This is a genomic window from Pararhodobacter zhoushanensis (assembly GCF_025949695.1).
GTDB classification, from domain to species: Bacteria; Pseudomonadota; Alphaproteobacteria; order Rhodobacterales; family Rhodobacteraceae; genus Pararhodobacter; species Pararhodobacter zhoushanensis_A.
The window spans coordinates 3,926,572-3,942,968 of record NZ_JAPDFL010000001.1; the positions used below are offsets into that span (position 1 = coordinate 3,926,572).

17 protein-coding genes are annotated in these 16,397 nt (G+C 64.9%); 10 read left to right on the top strand and 7 right to left on the bottom strand.

All coding sequences use genetic code 11. The features are described from left to right. Positions 1-2: 2 nt before the first annotated feature. Positions 3-443 (top strand): molybdenum cofactor biosynthesis protein MoaE, encoded by a 441-nt coding sequence (locus tag OKW52_RS19520; protein ID WP_264507181.1) that lies wholly within the window; start codon positions 3-5, stop codon positions 441-443. Positions 444-448: 5 nt separating this feature from the next. On the opposite strand, the gene OKW52_RS19525 is transcribed toward OKW52_RS19520, so the two are convergent. The 4 genes from OKW52_RS19525 to ubiA form a co-directional block, all read right to left on the bottom strand. Then, positions 449-1,084: a hypothetical protein gene (locus OKW52_RS19525; RefSeq protein WP_264507182.1), complete on the bottom strand. Its 636-nt coding sequence runs from the start codon at positions 1,082-1,084 to the stop codon at positions 449-451. Positions 1,085-1,176: 92 nt separating this feature from the next. Then, complete coding sequence (locus tag OKW52_RS19530) at positions 1,177-1,500, bottom strand: hypothetical protein (RefSeq protein ID WP_127105522.1); 324 nt, start codon at positions 1,498-1,500, stop codon at positions 1,177-1,179. 30 nt (positions 1,501-1,530) lie between these two features. Continuing rightward, complete coding sequence (locus tag OKW52_RS19535) at positions 1,531-3,408, bottom strand: OmpA family protein (protein WP_264507183.1); 1,878 nt, start codon at positions 3,406-3,408, stop codon at positions 1,531-1,533. Positions 3,409-3,594: 186 nt separating this feature from the next. After that, positions 3,595-4,605, bottom strand: a complete 1,011-nt coding sequence (gene ubiA / locus OKW52_RS19540; RefSeq protein WP_264507184.1) for a 4-hydroxybenzoate octaprenyltransferase — start codon at positions 4,603-4,605, stop codon at positions 3,595-3,597. 12 nt (positions 4,606-4,617) lie between these two features. On the opposite strand from ubiA, the gene OKW52_RS19545 reads away from it, so the two are divergent. From OKW52_RS19545 to OKW52_RS19560, 4 genes are all read left to right on the top strand, one after another. Next, entirely contained in the window at positions 4,618-5,370 is a 753-nt protein-coding gene (locus OKW52_RS19545; RefSeq protein ID WP_264507185.1) for a 16S rRNA (uracil(1498)-N(3))-methyltransferase, read from the top strand. Further along, a complete protein-coding gene (locus tag OKW52_RS19550; protein WP_264507186.1) occupies positions 5,367-5,882 on the top strand; it encodes a hypothetical protein in 516 nt (171 codons plus the stop codon). The genes OKW52_RS19545 and OKW52_RS19550 overlap by 4 nt, the downstream gene beginning before the upstream one ends. A 55-nt stretch (positions 5,883-5,937) precedes the next feature. Next, positions 5,938-7,308, top strand: coding sequence for a glutamate--cysteine ligase (locus tag OKW52_RS19555; protein WP_264507187.1), 1,371 nt, complete (start codon positions 5,938-5,940; stop codon positions 7,306-7,308). A 111-nt stretch (positions 7,309-7,419) separates the two neighbouring features. Further along, the gene (locus OKW52_RS19560; protein WP_264507188.1) at positions 7,420-7,680 is read left to right on the top strand and encodes a hypothetical protein; all 261 of its coding nucleotides are present in this window, start codon (positions 7,420-7,422) and stop codon (positions 7,678-7,680) included. A 59-nt stretch (positions 7,681-7,739) separates the two neighbouring features. Here the strand turns inward: OKW52_RS19560 and OKW52_RS19565 are convergent, their stop codons facing one another. After that, positions 7,740-9,317, bottom strand: coding sequence for a DEAD/DEAH box helicase (locus OKW52_RS19565; RefSeq protein WP_264507189.1), 1,578 nt, complete (start codon positions 9,315-9,317; stop codon positions 7,740-7,742). A 466-nt stretch (positions 9,318-9,783) separates the two neighbouring features. Between OKW52_RS19565 and OKW52_RS19570 the strand changes: the two genes are divergently transcribed. From OKW52_RS19570 to OKW52_RS19590, 5 genes are all read left to right on the top strand, one after another. Beyond that, on the top strand, positions 9,784-10,599 hold the full coding sequence (locus OKW52_RS19570; protein WP_264507190.1) for a sensor domain-containing diguanylate cyclase: 816 nt from the start codon (positions 9,784-9,786) through the stop codon (positions 10,597-10,599). 279 nt (positions 10,600-10,878) lie between these two features. After that, a complete protein-coding gene (locus tag OKW52_RS19575) occupies positions 10,879-11,343 on the top strand; it encodes a hypothetical protein (RefSeq protein ID WP_264507191.1) in 465 nt (154 codons plus the stop codon). A gap of 275 nt (positions 11,344-11,618) precedes the next feature. Continuing rightward, on the top strand, positions 11,619-11,888 hold the full coding sequence (locus tag OKW52_RS19580; RefSeq protein WP_264507192.1) for a hypothetical protein: 270 nt from the start codon (positions 11,619-11,621) through the stop codon (positions 11,886-11,888). Between the two features lie 263 nt (positions 11,889-12,151). Then, positions 12,152-13,750 (top strand): peptide chain release factor 3, encoded by a 1,599-nt coding sequence (locus OKW52_RS19585; protein ID WP_264507193.1) that lies wholly within the window; start codon positions 12,152-12,154, stop codon positions 13,748-13,750. Between the two features lie 223 nt (positions 13,751-13,973). Continuing rightward, a complete protein-coding gene (locus OKW52_RS19590; protein ID WP_264507194.1) occupies positions 13,974-14,105 on the top strand; it encodes a hypothetical protein in 132 nt (43 codons plus the stop codon). Between the two features lie 107 nt (positions 14,106-14,212). Here the strand turns inward: OKW52_RS19590 and OKW52_RS19595 are convergent, their stop codons facing one another. Together OKW52_RS19595 and OKW52_RS19600 are read right to left on the bottom strand one after the other, a co-directional pair. Then, positions 14,213-14,638: an SMI1/KNR4 family protein gene (locus tag OKW52_RS19595; RefSeq protein ID WP_264507195.1), complete on the bottom strand. Its 426-nt coding sequence runs from the start codon at positions 14,636-14,638 to the stop codon at positions 14,213-14,215. Positions 14,639-14,681: 43 nt separating this feature from the next. Then, positions 14,682-16,325, bottom strand: coding sequence for a CTP synthase (locus OKW52_RS19600; RefSeq protein WP_264507196.1), 1,644 nt, complete (start codon positions 16,323-16,325; stop codon positions 14,682-14,684). Between the last annotated feature and the right edge of the window lie 72 nt (positions 16,326-16,397).

Here is a 16,397-nt window from a genome sequence, read left to right on the forward strand (position 1 = left end):
CCATGACGATTCGCGTTCAGGCCCATCCCTTTGACTACGGCGCTGAAAGCAACGCCTTTGCTCAGTCGAGCAATGGCGCGGGGGCCATTGTCACCTTTTGCGGCGTGGTACGAGACAATGACGGCACGCTGCGCGGCATGGAGATCGAGCATTACCCCGGCATGACCGAACGCGCGCTCAGCACGATCGAGGCCGAGGCGCGCAGCCGCTGGTCGCTGAGCGATGCGCTGATCATCCACCGCCACGGCGCGCTCACCCCCGGCGAGATGATCATGATGGTCGCCACGGCCTCACGCCACCGTGCCGATGCCTTCGCTGCGGCAGAGTTCCTGATGGATTATCTGAAGTCCCGCGCGCCGTTCTGGAAAAAGGAACGCACCGCTACCGGTGAAGGCTGGGTCGAAGCACGCGAGGCCGACGAAGACGCCCTCAAACGCTGGTAAACGCGCTATTTTCGCGGCGCGTCCTCGGCAACTTGAAACACCACCGGCAGCGTGAACTCGGCCTGCTGACCGCTCGCCCGGTCCACCACCTGCGTGCGCAGCTGATAAGCCCCTTCGGCCCCGGTGACACGGTAGGTCAGGTGGAAATACCCGTCCACCGGGCGGCTGTAGCTGTCCAGCTGCACCTCGCCCATCGGGATCATCGCGTCGGTCATCTGCTCGCCCTCGGGGCTGTCGAGCGTGAACGACACATCGAACAGCAACCGATTCGCGCCATTGGCCAGCGACGTCATGGAAAACCCGTAAACCTCGACATAGGCATAGATCGGCTCGCCAATGACATAGGCGTTGTCCACGCGCGGCACATACATGCCATAGCCCTCGGCTTGCCCGGCGGTGAGTTGGGCGTTCGTCACGCCAAACCCGGCCTGATCGGTCACCGTGCGCATAAAGCGGCGGGCAGCGACCACGGCGTCGTCAGTGCGCCCCTCGGCGAGCATCGATTCGATGGCTTGTGCCGCCTGCGCCAGGTTTTGTGCCCCGGCCGCCAGCGGCAGGGCACCAAGCAGGGCCGCAAAGGCAACAGGCCTCAGGACGTGCCGGGCCAAAGGCATCGCTGGGCAAATCGACCAGAATTTCATCGTTCGAACTCGCTCGGCAATGTCATGACGCCACTTTGCCCGGACAGCGCCGAGCGGGCAAGTCCCGCTCGCGGCGATGTGTAACGCTTGGCTTATCTATCGTGCCCGTCGAGCTGCTGACGCAGCGTCTCGGCCTCGTGCCGCGCGCCGCGCAACCCGTCCATCGCCGCGCGCAATTCCGCCTGCACCTGCGCCATTTCGCGCCCGACTTCCTCGTCGCGTTGCTGGATATAGGCGATGGCCTGATCGCGGGTTTCCTCGGCCTCGTGCAGCGCCTGTGCCATGCGCTCCAGTTCGCCCAGATCGGCCTGCGTGACGCGGGTGAAACGGTGGATCAGCCAGTTGACGAACCAGCCCAGTGCAAAGGCCGCCGTCAGCACGATCACGGTGACAATTACGAATTCGGTGCGGTTCATCGGGCGGTCTCCGGGGTGCGCGGGCGCGCGTCAGTTGTCATTCGGGGCGTCTTCTTCCGGTGCATCATCGCCGCTGCCGACGGTGGGCACAACCGCCGGCTGGCTACCGGGACGCGGGCGCGGGCGGATTGTGTCGTCATCGGCCGTCTGGATCTCGAACACCAGCTGGGCCTCCAGCGCCGGGTCCATCGGCTCGGGGTCCGGCTCGGGGCGGATCAGGGTGAATTCGATGCGGCGATTGGCCTCGCGCCCGGCTTCGGTGCCGTTGTCGGCGATGGGATCCGCCGCGCCATAGCCCTGCGCAACCAGCGAGGCCACCAGCACCCGCCGCGCCAGCAGCGCATTGATCACCGCCTCGGCCCGTGCCTGACTCAAGTTCAGGTTGGTCTCGTCGCGGCCCTGACTGTCGGTATAGCCCGCAACCTCGAAGGGCAGCTCGCCGCATTCCCGCAACACCTCGGCGATCCGGTCGATGATCACGCCCGACGCCTCGTTGATCTCGGTCGAGCCGGGATCGAAAGTGATCTTGTCGGCGGCCAGAATCGCCTGCACGCGCGCTTCGCAATTGTCGGGCGTGGGGGCGTTGACCACCGGGTCCAGCGCCTCGTCGTAGCGCACGTTCACCTCGATCACCGCGTCCGATCCCAGACCCTGCAGCAAGACCTGCGTGACCTGACTGCTGGCATCGGGGTTGCCCGACACGCCCGACACGGCCACGCGATCGGCCTGAACGGTGGCCTGACCATGGTGCAGCTCGGCCAAAGCCTCGATCACGGTGAGCACGCGCACCGACCAGCCGGCGGGCAGATCCGGGTCCAGCCGGGTGGCGACATCCACCGCGCCCGAGCCAAAGCGCGCACCCGAGAACGCGGTGACAGCCGCACGGATGCGGTCGTCCGGCAGTCGGCCTGACAGGGCCATCCGCCCCTCTTCGGACAGGGTCATGCGCACTTCGGGCGCAGCCTCGTCGGCGGCGGTCTCTTCGGCGGGCGGGTCCAGTCGGCGGGCATTCAGGCTGAAGGCATCGGGCAGCGCGGTTTCCAGACGCCCCACGGCGCGGTCGAAATCGGCACTGGCAATCGTGTGAGGCACGGCCAGAATCACCGTCCCGTCCGAGATCGTCAGGCTGCCGTCCCCCAGCGCCGCCAGCGCATCGATCGCCACCGCCGCGCCTTCGCCCCACCGCGGCGTGGGCGCGCCCAAGGCCAGCGGACAGGTCAGCCGCCGGGTCATCCCCGCCGCCGTCAGCGCTGCCGCGATGCGCGTTTGCGCCTCGTCGGTATCGGCGACACAGCTGCCAACGCGCAGCGCGCCCTCCGCCGCATCGACGCGCAGCAGGAAGGGGGCGGCCACCGGGCGCGGCGCGACCAGATCCAGCGTCAGCACCTGCCCGCGCGGAGCCAGCGCGCGCAGGTCCTGTTCGAGTGTGCGCCGGGCCTCGGGTCCGTCAACCAGCGCTTCGATCTGGATACGACCGGCTCTGACGCTGACCCGGCCAACCTCGAACCGTTGCAACGCCTCGACAGCAAAGCCGACAGCCGTAACCCAGCCGCCCGGCACCGGGTAATCCGATGACTGAAGCATGTCCTCGACGCGCAGGTCCGGCATCGCCGCGCGCAGCCGGTCCACAATCGCGCCACCCTCTGCCCCGGCCGGGACCAGCCCGATCACCGACAGATCGTCCCGGTTGCGCATCAGTTCAATGCGGAACACCGGAGCGACAACACCGTTGCGCACCGCCACGCTGATGCTTTCCGACACGCGCGAGGCGTCAATGACACCCCCCGCCACCTGCAAAGCGCGAATGCGGGCGCTTTCCGTCGGCGCGTTGCCGCCCAGTTCTACATCCAGACCGTTCAGCGAAATTTGCACCCAGCCGATGCCCGCGTCGGTGAACGCAGCACTCAACAGAATCTGCGGTCCGCCGTTCGACCAGCGCCACCAAACCCAGTGCCGTGACCATCGCCAGAACCACCGCCAGCAAGAAGGCAGCGATCGAAACGAGCAGGGTTTTATGTGACATAGAGGGTCCGTGGCAGCGGCCGACAGCAGCCGGTCAGGCATTGACCTAGCCCCATGCGCCCAGTGATGCAATCAAACCAGCAAGGCAGCGGCGAAAATCAGCACAAGGATCAGGCCCGCATCGCGGTTCGAACGGAACAGGCGCAGCAGCACATCGTTGTCGTTGATGTTCAGCCGCCCCAGCTGCCAGTTCAGATGCGCGCCAAAAGCCCAAGCCCCGGCCAGCGTCAGGGACAGCCGCATCGGGTCGGCCAGCGGAGCCAGCGCGTAGATAATTGCCAGCGAAATCAACACGACCGAGGCCACCAGAAACCCGCGCAGCCAGTTCTCGGTGTTGTCGCCGAACAGGCGCGCGGTGGATTTCACCCCGATCAGCGCGTCATCTTCGCGGTCCTGATGGGCATAGATCGTGTCGTAAAACAGCGTCCAGGCGATGCCGCCAAGGTACAAGATCACCGCAGGCCAGCCCAGACTGCCGGTTTGCGCCGTCCAGCCCAGCAGCGCGCCCCAGTTGAACGCCAGCCCCAGAAACACCTGCGGCCACCACGTAAAGCGCTTGGCAAACGGATAAATCGCCACCGGCAGCAGCGCCAGAATGCCCAGCATGATCGCCGCAGCGTTAAAGGTCAGCAGCAGGAAAAAGGCCGCCGCCATCTGGATCCCCATCCAGATAAACGCCTCGCGCAGGGTGACATGCCCCGCCGCCAGTGGACGGTTGCGCGTGCGCTCGACCAGCGGGTCGATATCGCGGTCGGTGATGTCATTCCACGTGCAGCCCGCCCCGCGCATCAACAGCGCGCCCAGACCGCAGGCCAGCAGGATCCACAGCGTGATCCCGCCGCGCGACTCAGGCACCGCCAGCGCGCCCAGCAAGGTGCCCCACCAGCACGGCAACAGCAGCAGCCAGGTGCCGATTGGACGGTCGACCCGGCTCAGCCGCAGATAGGGGCGCATCTCTTCGGGGGCTTTGGTATCGACCCAGCTATCCTCGACCCGATCCGCAATGCCAGCATCGCCTGCAGACACCCCGGCCTTGGTCGCTGCGCCGTTTTCGGCCTCTGGTGTTTGCTCTGACCCGGTCATACAGTCGCTTCCATGCCGACGATTCCGCCCCGAAACGATGACCGCCCCAAGGTGCGCCTCTATGTAGAGCAAGCCTTGGCCCAAGGGCAACACGTAGCAGTGACGCAAGACCAGTCCCATTATCTGGGCAACGTCCTGCGGCTGGCGGCGGGGGCCGATGTCGCCCTTTTCAACGGCAAGGACGGCGAGTGGCGCGCGCGGATCGGGCATCTGGCCAAGCGCGGCGGCGCCCTGACCTGCGAAGAGCAGACCGCCCCGCAGACCAACCCGCCCGACCTGTGGCTGCTGTTTGCGCCGATCAAGAAAGCCCGCACCGATTTCATCGTCGAAAAGGCCGTCGAGATGGGCGCGGCCCGCATCCTACCCGTGCAGACCGAGTTCACCAATTCCGAGCGTATTCGCCGCGACCGCCTGCAGGCCCACGCGGTTGAGGCCGCCGAGCAATCCGCCGGCACCTTCGTGCCCGAGGTGGCCGACCTGACCCGCCTCGACCGCCTGCTGGCCGACTGGCCCACAGACCGCGTGCTCTGGTGGGCCGATGAAAGCCTCAAAGGCTGCGACATCGCCGACCCGGCCCCCGCCCCCGCCGCGATTCTCATCGGCCCCGAGGGCGGTTTCTCCCCGGCTGAGCGCCTCCGCCTGCGCGCCCTGCCCTTCATCCGCCGCCTCAGCCTCGGGCCGCGCATCCTGCGCGCCGATACCGCCGCCGTTGCCGCCCTGACCCTCTGGCAGGTACGCCACGGTGACTGGACCGGCCCGCGATGACCCTTTTCTGGCGTCCCGAAGCCCTTGCCATCCTGCGCCGCTGGGGCGAAACCCTTGCCGCGCTGGCCCTGACCGCACTGGGCGTCTGGTGGGCGCTGCAAGGCCCCGGCCCGGTCTACTGGCTCGGCTGGATCCTCGCCCTGATCGGCGCGGGCCTGACCTGGGGCGCTGTGCAACGCGCCCGCTTTACGGCGCGTGGCGATGCGGCAGGCGTGATCGAGGTGATCGAAGGCGAGATCCGCTATTTCGGCCCGCGCGGCGGCGGAGTGATCGCGCTCGACCTGATGCAAACCCTGATGCTCAGCGCCGACGGGGCGTTCTGGCTGGTCGAATCGCTCGACGGGACCATTCTGGCAATTCCGCGTGCCGCCAAGGGCAACAAGGCGCTGTTCGACGCCTTTGCCGCCCTCGACGGGCTGGATATGCCCCTGCTGCTGCGCACCCTTGCCCAAGGCCCCGCCCCGCGGGCCCGCGCGATCTGGCAAAGACGGTCGCAGCGCCTCTTGACTTGAGCCGGTCGGCGCTACAGGTCAGAGGTCCATAGACATCAGCCCGGAGCCCCTTGACATGTCCATCCCCCAGTCCGGCGGCGGGCCGATCGAACATCGCGATCAACTGGCAGAATTTCTGTCATCAGGCTCGAAGCCCGTCGAAGACTGGCGCATCGGCACCGAGCACGAGAAATTCGGCTACTGCAAAGACAGCCTGAAACCGCTGCCCTATGACGGAGACCGCTCGATCCGCGCCATGCTTGAAGGGCTGCGCGACCGTTTCGGCTGGCAGCCGGTGCTTGAGGGCGACAAGCTGATCGGCCTGACGCATAACGGCGCGAATGTCAGCCTCGAGCCGGGTGGCCAGTTGGAACTCTCGGGCGCGCCGCTCGAATCCATCCACCAGACCTGCGACGAGGTGAACGAACACCTGCGCGACGTCAAAAGCATCGCCGACGAGATCGGCGTGGGCTTTATCGGCCTTGGCGCCGCCCCGGTCTGGTCGCATGACGACATGCCCCTGATGCCCAAGGGCCGCTACAAGCTGATGGACAGCTACATGCAGACCGTCGGCACCCATGGCACGCAGATGATGCGCCGCACCTGCACGGTGCAGGTGAACCTCGACTTCGCGTCCGAGGCCGACATGGTGCAGAAATTCCGCGTGGCACTGGCCCTGCAGCCCGTCGCCACGGCGCTTTTCGCCAATTCGCCGTTCTTTGACGGCAAGCCCAACGGCCATAAATCCTGGCGCTCGCGCATCTGGCGCGATCTGGACCCGGCGCGCACCGGCACCCTGCCGTTTGCCTTCGAGCAGGGTTTCGGCTTCGAGCAGTATGTGGACTACGCGCTTGATGTGCCGATGTATTTTGTCTACCGCGACGGCAAATACATCAACGCCCTCGGCCAGTCCTTCCGTGATTTCCTGAACGGCAAACTGCCCGCCCTGCCCGGCGAAGTGCCCACGCTCAGCGATTGGGCCGACCACCTGACCACCATTTTCCCCGAGGCCCGGCTCAAGAAATACCTTGAGATGCGCGGCGCGGATGGCAACCAGTGGCGTCGCCTCTGTGCGTTGCCGGCGCTGTGGGTCGGCATGCTCTATGACCAGTCCTCGCTCGATGCGGCCTGGGATCTGTGCAAGAACTGGGACACCGAAACCCGCGAGGCGCTGCGCGTCGCGGCCAGTGTCGACGGTCTGCAGGCCGAGACCCATGGCGTCAAGATGAGGGATCTGGCCCGTCAGGTCGTCGACATCGCCGACGCCGGGCTGAAAGCCCGCGCGCGCCCCGGCGCGGGTGGTCTGGTCCCCGACGAGACCCACTTCCTCAATGCGCTCAAAGACAGCCTCGACACCGGGATGACCCCGGCGGATGAGCTGCTGGCGCATTACAACGGCGACTGGGGCGGCGATCTGAACCGCGTTTACGCCGACTACAGCTACTAAGGCGCACACACGGCCCTGTGCCCTGCCCGGCACAGGCCGCTTGCCACACCGCAAAAGCCGTGGTTTCCTGCTCTTTCTTCAGGAAACCACCTCTTTATGTCGGAGTGTATAATGCGCGATATTTTCATCAATCTTCTGGAAAAACTGATCACCGTTCTGGTCGTCATCATGATGATCGGCGTCGTTGTCGCCGCTGGCGGGGCACTGTTTGTGCCGCAGCCCGGCGTCCCGGGGCCGCTGATGGCCCTCGCCATTCTGATCGGCGGCGGCATCTATGTCGTGGTGATGGGCGGGTTCATGTACCTTGGCCTCGGCATCTACCAGAACACTCGCCGCACGGCTGAGGCGATCGAGCAACTCGCCGCGCGCTGAGCGCAAGAAAAGGGCCGCTCTGTCGAGCGGCCCTTGATCTATCGGCATGGCCTTGTGGCTCAGCCCGCTTTGGTGCGGAATTCGCGCAGCAGGAACTCAGGCACATGGTCGCCCATGCCAACCACCGGCTGATCGTCGCGGTCGCGGCGGCCACGGCCACCCCGGTTGCGATTCTCGTTGCGGTCGTTGTTGCGATCATTCCGCTCGCCACGATTGTCCGAACGGCTTTCCTCACGCGGGGCGCGCACGGCGACGACCTCGGCCACCGGCGCGGCCTGAGCCGGCTCAGCTGCCGCAACAGGCGCCTCGGCGACAGCCTCGACCGCTTGCTCTGCCACAGCCTCGACCGCAGCGGCCTTGGCCCCACGCGGCTTGCGCTCGCGGCGCGGACGTTCGGTCTTTTCGCCGCGCGGTTTGCGCGCGGGACGCTCGTCCTTGTCGGGACGTCCGCCATCCGCCGTCTCGGAATCCACGGCAGCCTGCGCGAACCCGGCGGGCTCTTCGCCACGCGGCAGCGGCTTTTGCAGCAGCGCCTCGATCGCGGCCAGATACTTGTCATCCGACGGCGTGGCGATGGTGAAGGCCTTGCCCGAACGACCCGCCCGGCCGGTCCGGCCAATGCGGTGCACGTAATCCTCGGCATGGCTGGGCACGTCGAAGTTGAACACGTGGCTCACCGCCGGGATGTCCAGACCGCGCGCGGCCACATCCGAGGCAATCAACAACCGCACCGTGCCATCACGGAAACCGTCCAGCGTGCGCGTGCGCACCGACTGGTCCAGATCCCCATGGATCGGCGAAGCGTCAAACCCGTGCTTTTTCAGCGACTTGGCAACGACGTCCACATCAATCTTACGGTTGCAGAAGATGATCGCGTTGGTGCAGGCCTCGCCCTCGGACTCGATCAGCTGACGCAGCATCGCGCGCTTTTCGGCAAAGGCGCGGTCGCGGCGCGTCGGCTTCAGCTCGATCAGCTTTTGCTCGATGGTTTCCGCCGTCGCCGCCTGACGCGCCACTTCGACGCGCACGGGGTTCGACAGGAAGGTGTTGGTGATGCGCTCGATCTCGGGCGCCATGGTGGCCGAGAAGAACAGCGTCTGCCGGGTGAACGGCGTCATCTGGAAGATGCGCTCGATATCGGGGATGAAACCCATGTCCAGCATGCGGTCCGCCTCATCGACGACCATCACTTCGACACCGGTAAGCAGCAGCTTGCCGCGCTCGAAATGGTCCAGCAGACGGCCCGGCGTGGCGATCAGCACATCGACACCACGGTCGATCAGCTTGTCCTGTTCCGAGAACGAGACACCGCCGATCAACAGCGCCTTGGTCAGGCGCGTGTATTTGGCGTAAACGTCAAAGTTCTCAGCCACCTGGGCGGCCAATTCGCGCGTCGGTGCCAGAACCAGACTGCGCGGCATGCGTGCCCGTGCCCGGCCCCGCGCAAGGCGCGTGATCAGCGGCAGCGTGAAGGACGCTGTCTTGCCGGTCCCGGTCTGGGCGATGCCCAGCACGTCGCGGCCGTTCAGCGCTTCAGGAATCGCCTGCGCCTGAATCGGTGTGGGGGTTTCGTAGCCCGCTTCGGCCACGGCTTTCAGGACCTTGGGGTCCAGCTTGAGATCAGCAAATTTGGTCATCAGTGTCCGTCATGTTGCGGCATCGGGCCGCAAGGGAATGATGGGACGCCAGATACTGCGCCCCGGCAGCAATCGGTCAGGTTGCACAGAGCACAGCAACCGATGGTGGGCGATAGCGCAAATGCGGGCTCGGGTCAATCCGGGGCGCTCGCAATCGCACGTTTTCAGGCTCGCCACGGGTGATTCATGGTGTATAATGTGAGAAAGGCCCACCGCGTGGCCGATTTTGGCCCCATTCCTTGCGTTCCCGGACATATTTCTGGCGAAAGTAAGGCAGAATTACGCTGTGCGCCTTAGTTAACACCCAATTAATCTTGTTTTGGCCACATACGGCGCAAATGCAGGCCGCATTTCAGGATCAAGTATAGGCTGACCGCAAAAAATTTGCAGGAACAAGCCGATGTTAGCCACCGTTTCGACCTACAGTCCTGACGATAGAGCGCTCAACTCGGTCGAGGTGATGTCTATGTACCAAGCTCCCGTCCAAGCTGCCCTGCCGTCGCCAGCCCATTTTGCGGCGGTCAGTGCGCTGATCAAGTCGGTCTTCCACGTGCCGGCGGTTGCGGTAGCCCTGCACGGGGCACCGGCCAACGCCGACGGCGGCGTTTACCGCTCGTTTCTGGAGATCCCGCTGATCAAGGACCATGAAACCATCGGCACCCTGCGCATTCTCGACACCTCGGAACGCGCCTTCAACGAGCGCGACTGCCAGTTGCTCGAAGGCTTCGCCAAGCTGGTCGTCGATCAGGTTGAACTGTGGTCCGAAGCCAGCCGCGACGGGCTGACCGGCGCGATGACCCGCCGCGCCTTTTCCGAATCGTTGCGCAAATCTTTTGCCTCGCGTCAGCGGACCCGTTCCAAGGCCTCGCTGATTCTGTTCGATCTGGACCACTTCAAGCGCGTCAACGACACCTGGGGCCATGCGGCCGGCGACGCCGTGCTCAAAGCGGTCAGCCGTACCGTGCTGCGCGAGATGCGGGTCGAGGACAGCTTTGGCCGCGTCGGCGGCGAAGAATTCGCCGTGCTGGTGTCGAATGCCGGGGCCACCACCGCCGGGGATGTCGCCGAGCGCATGCGCCGCGCCATCGAGAGCACGGTGGTCGAGGGGTACGCACATATCAAGGTTACCGCCAGCTTCGGCGTCGCCGAGGCCTCGGACGCGGTGCTGGATGTCGAGGATTGGTCGGATCGCGCCGACGCCCAGCTTTACGCCGCCAAGGAAGACGGCCGCAACCGGGTCGCCATCGCCCCGATGGCCAAGCCACTCACCCCCGTTAACTGAGCCACCACGACAGTGCCAAACACCCGCGCGCCCCCCGGCGCGCGGGTGTTTTTTGGTGCCACTGGTGTTGGGGGCTACCGCAGCGTCTGCCGGCACGATGCTGCGCCGCAGCACAGGCGCCGTCCTGCAGGGATTGGGCAGGCCTCACTTGATACGTTGGCCCTGACGGGTGAAAATGGCCTGTGATGGCTGGATTTTTTGGCGACCATGCGCGTGTCTGGACGCTCGGCCATTACCGTCGCAAGCCAAGAATTTGATGAAAATATACGGAATTTACATATGAAACTCAAAGCACTGACCGCTTGCGCCCTGTTCGCAACCGTCACCGCCGCAACCGCGCAGGATCAAACGCCCGGCAGTGTCGCCTCGGCGATTCTGAACGGCTATGCCCGTCAGGACGTGACGATGATCGCGCCCTACTCCAACGAAACCAACGCGAATTTCTTCGCCCGGCTGCTGGCTGGCGACGAAAGCCCGTCAGAACTGTTTGACGGCACGCGCGGCGAAGCGGGAACAGGGTGGGACGGCAAGAGTCTGGCCGTGCGCTACAACGACCGTGGCCAGGCGATCATTCCCTTCGCGATTGAAGCGGCAAACGGGCCTGCCGGCCTCTTCTCCGGCGCGGACGGGCGATATATGGCCATCGTCCTCACGCTCGACGGGCCGCAGGACACCAGCTGGGGCTTTGAAGACATCAATTACATCGCGCGCTCGGATTACGCCGCCATGGCCGAGTCGCGCTGACCCGGGGTTGCCCCTCTCACGCAGCCCCGCGTGAGAGGGCACCGACACGCAACGACAAAGCCCACGCGCGTCCCTTGCGCCCGACGCCGCGCGTCCGGAAAGCTCTGGACCGGTCGCGCCAAGCGTTCTGTCACCCGTTTCAGCCGCATTCTTGTCGCCCGGGCAACGACTTACCCCGAGCGCAGGCCGGGGCTGAGATTTTCTTTGAACCAACCCGCGCGCAGCAACGACCCACAGGCAATTCAACGCACTGCCCTGCGCAAAGGAATTGACCGATGACCCGTTTTGCCCTGACCCTCGCCGCTCTCTCCACCCTGACCCTGAATGGCTCAATGGCCTCGGCCTCGATCTCGCTGAACCCGATGCCGGTCACCCCGGTCTCGGCCAGCTGCACGCCCGAGACGCCTTGCGTGATCTCGCTGCGCATGTTGTCCGCCCCCCGGCCCGCCCCGCCGATCTGGCCGTGCGCCACGCACAACAAGCGTCCTACAGCATTCCCGCGGTTGGTCGCCGCTGACGACACCTGCCTGTTCCTCCCCACCTGACCAGCGCCCCTGCGGGGGCGTTTTTTTGCGCCCGCCCCTGCCCGCCGGGAACTTCCGCCCGGCCGGCCCGTTAACCATCAAGCGCGCCCCGAGCGCGCCCGCCCCTGGAGAGCCACATCATGACCCGCGCCCTTCTTGCCTGTGCCACCGTGCTGACCTTGCTGCTGAATGGCTCGATGGCCGTTGCCCTGCCGCTGCTTCCCTGACCGCGGCGCACCCGGCGCCAGTGGACACGCGCCGCGCTTTCGGCTAGAGGCCCGGCCATGCTGGACAACCGCCCCGATCTGCCCGCCGAAATCGCCCGCCGCCGGACCTTTGCGATCATCTCGCATCCCGACGCCGGTAAAACGACTCTGACGGAAAAATTCCTGCTGTTCGGCGGCGCGATCCAGATGGCCGGACAAGTCCGCGCCAAGGGCGAGGCGCGGCGCACGCGCTCGGACTTCATGCAGATGGAGAAAGATCGCGGCATCTCGGTGTCGGCTTCGGCGATGTCTTTTGACTTCGAGAAGTACCGCTTCAACCTTGTCGACACCCCCGGCCACTCGGACTTCTCGGAAGATACCTACCGCACGCTGACCGCCGTGGACGCCGCGATCATGGTGATCGACGGCGCCAAGGGTGTGGAAAGCCAGACGCAGAAACTGTTCGAGGTCTGCCGCATGCGCGACCTGCCGATCCTGACCTTCTGCAACAAGATGGACCGCGAGGCCCGCGATACCTTCGAGATCATCGACGAGATTCAGGAAAATCTGGCCATCGATGTGACCCCGGCGTCGTGGCCCATCGGTCAGGGCCGCGAGTTTCTGGGCTGCTACGACATCCTGCACGACCGGCTGGAACTGATGGACCGCGCCGACCGTAACCGCGTCGGCGAAAGCCTCAAGATCAACGGTCTGGACGATCCCAAACTGGCCGACCACATCCCCGCCGACATGCTCGCCACGCTGCGTGAAGAGCTGGAAATGGCCCGCGAACTGCTGCCCGCCTATGACCGCGAGCAGGTGCTGAACGGCTCGATGACGCCGATCTGGTTCGGCTCGGCGATCAACTCGTTCGGGGTGCGCGAACTGATGGCCGGCATGGCCGAATTCGGCCCCGAACCGCAGCCGCTGACCACCGACAAACGCCAGGTCTCGCCCGAAGAAACCAAAGTCACCGGCTTTGTGTTCAAGGTGCAGGCCAACATGGACCCCAAGCACCGCGACCGCGTGGCCTTTGTGCGCCTCGCCTCGGGGCATTTCCTGCGCGGCATGAAACTGACGCATGTGCGCTCGGGCAAGCCGATGGCGATCACCAACCCGGTGCTGTTCCTCGCGTCCGACCGCGAACTGACGGAAGAGGCCTGGGCGGGCGACATCATGGGCATTCCCAACCACGGGCAACTGCGCATCGGCGACACGCTGACCGAGGGCGAGCTGATCCGCTTCACCGGCATTCCGTCCTTTGCGCCGGAACTCTTGCAATCGGTGCGCGCGGGCGATCCGATGAAGGCCAAGCATCTGGAAAAAGCCCTGATGCAATTCGCCGAAGAAGGCGCGGCCAAGGTGTTCAAGCCGATGATCGGCTCGGGCTTTATCGTCGGCGTCGTCGGTGCCCTGCAATTCGAAGTGCTGGCCTCACGGATCGAGCTGGAATACGGGTTGCCCGTGCGTTTCGGCCCGTCGCAATTCACCTCGGCGCGCTGGATTTCGGGCAGCAAGGCAGCGGTTGACGCGGTGGTCGAGGCCAACAAGGGCCATATCGCCACCGACCACGACGGCGACATGGTCTATCTGACCCGGCTGCAATGGGACATCGACCGCATCCAGCGCGATCACCCCGAGGCACGGCTCACGGCGACCAAGGAAATGATGGTCTGAGATCGCGGGCGCGTGAGCGCTCTCGCGCAGATAACCCTTGTAACTCAAGCGCCGGATCGCCAGATTCAAAAGGCAGGCATCGCCCCGTTTTCCAGCGGCACGAGCAGTCCTGCTGCTTGTCGAAAGCCACCGCCCGGTGCGGACCACCCGGCCTTCTTGACTTTCCCCTAGGCAACGGACCGGCGGGCATCAGCCCGACGGTGGTTCGGCAACGGAGAATACCATGGGCAAGGGCGACAACAAACGCGGCAACAAGGAAGTGAAGAAACCGAAGGCTGAAAAGCCCAAGGTTCTGGCCACGGCCAATTCCAACGCGGGCAAGGATCTGACCATCGGCGGCAAGAAGGTCAAGTGACCTGAGCGGGAACGCGCGAGGCCTCGCGCGTTCCCGGCCGTTTCGGGCGAAACCCATGGGGCGCGCGGTCATTGCGCATCTTGCGGGTTCCTGATTGCCGCGAGCAATCAGGACATAGGGTCAATGCTGGCGATGAAGGCATCAAAGGTTTGCGCGACTTTCCGGGCATCCCCCGGGCCCGGTTCGAGGATCTCGCTGTGCGGGGTGTCGAACCAGAAAACCTGACCAAAGCAGGCCCCGGTATGGGCAATCCCATATTCGCCCCCGCCGCTGTCCCCCGCGAACCAGATCAGGTCCCGGTTCCAGTGGATCACTGTCGCGCGGCTTGAACGACGGGGATCATACAACGGGTAGAACTCGCTGACGTCGACATCAAATCCCGCAACCGAGACCATGCCGTCGGGCAGGCACCCGTTGTTGCGCAGAAGGAACGCGCGATATTGCGGCGGCAGCCGCAATTTGGCACCGGCCTCGAAAGCGTCAAGTTCGGGTGACGTCAACGGGTGGCCGATGACCTTGAAGTCAAACGTCACAGCGCGGTTCGTGTGCAAAGGCTGCGCATCGCTGCTGACAGTTTCATACCAACCGCGACACCTCGACCGCCGCGCGCACGAAATCCGCGAACAGCGGGTGCGGGGCGAAGGGTTTCGACTTCAGTTCAGGGTGGAACTGCACGCCGACGAACCACGGGTGGTCCTTGTGCTCGACGATCTCGGGCAGACGGCCATCGGGTGACAGGCCTGAAAAGACCATCCCGCAGGCTTCCAGCTGCTCGCGGTATTTGCCGTCCACCTCGTAGCGGTGGCGGTGGCGCTCTTCGATGCGGGTGCTGCCGTAGATCTTCGCGACCAGCGACTCGGGCACCAGACGGGCGTCATAGGCCCCCAGACGCATCGTGCCCCCCTTGTCGTCACCCAGCTTGCGCTCGACGACGTGGTTGCCCTGAATCCATTCCTTGAGCAGATAGACCACCGGCGTAAAGCGCTTGCCGCCTGCCTCGTGATCGAACTCTTCGGACCCGGCGTCCTTGATGCCCGCCATGTTGCGCGCAGCCTCGATGACCGCCATCTGCATGCCCAGACAGATCCCCAGATAGGGGATCTTCTTTTCGCGCGCCCATTGCGCGGCGCGGATCTTGCCCTCGGTGCCGCGCTCGCCAAAGCCGCCGGGAACGAGAATCGCGTGGAACCCCTCCAGCCGCGGCGTCGGGTCTTCACGCTCGAAGATCTCGGCGTCGATCCATTCGGCCTTGACCTTGACCCGGTTGGCCATGCCGCCATGGGTCAGCGCCTCGGCGATGGATTTATACGCGTCTTCCAGCTGGGTGTATTTGCCCACGATGGCCACGCGCACCATGCCTTCGGGATGGGTCAGACGGTCCATCACATCCTCCCAGCGGGCCAGATTGGGGCGCGGGGCGGGGTTGATGCCGAACGCGTCCAGAACGGCCTGATCCAGCCCCTCCTGGTGATACGCAAGCGGCGCCTGATAGATCGTCTTCAGATCATAGGCCGGGATCACCGCATCGGGCCGCACGTTGCAGAACAGCGCGATCTTGGCGATTTCCTTTTCGGGAATCGGATGCTCGGACCGGCAGACCAGCACATCCGGGGCCAGACCGATCGACTGCAGCTCTTTGACCGAGTGCTGGGTCGGCTTGGTCTTCAGCTCTCCGCTCGCCGCCAGATAGGGCAGCAGCGTCAGGTGCATCAGGATGCACTGACCGCGCGGACGCTCGTGGATGAACTGGCGGATCGCTTCAAAGAACGGCAGGCCTTCGATATCGCCGACAGTGCCGCCGATCTCGCACAGCATGAAATCGACCTCGTCATCGCCGATGCGCAGGAAGTCCTTGATTTCATTGGTGACATGCGGAACCACCTGGATCGTCTTGCCCAGATAATCGCCGCGGCGCTCTTTTTCCAACACGTTGGAATAGATCCGCCCGGACGAAATCGAATCCGTCTTGCGGGCCGGAACGCCGGTGAAGCGCTCGTAATGGCCAAGGTCCAGATCGGTCTCGGCCCCGTCATCGGTGACAAAGACTTCACCGTGCTCGAAGGGCGACATCGTGCCCGGGTCAACGTTGAGATAGGGGTCAAGTTTGCGCAAGCGGACCGTGAAGCCGCGGGCCTGCAAAAGCGCCCCCAGCGCGGCCGAAGCCAGACCTTTGCCAAGGCTCGACACCACACCGCCGGTGATGAAGATATAGCGCGCCATGCTGGAAACTCCCGTGTTCGTCGCCGTCAGAATCAACGGATCACGGGATTCGAGCTATAGCCTAAACCCCGA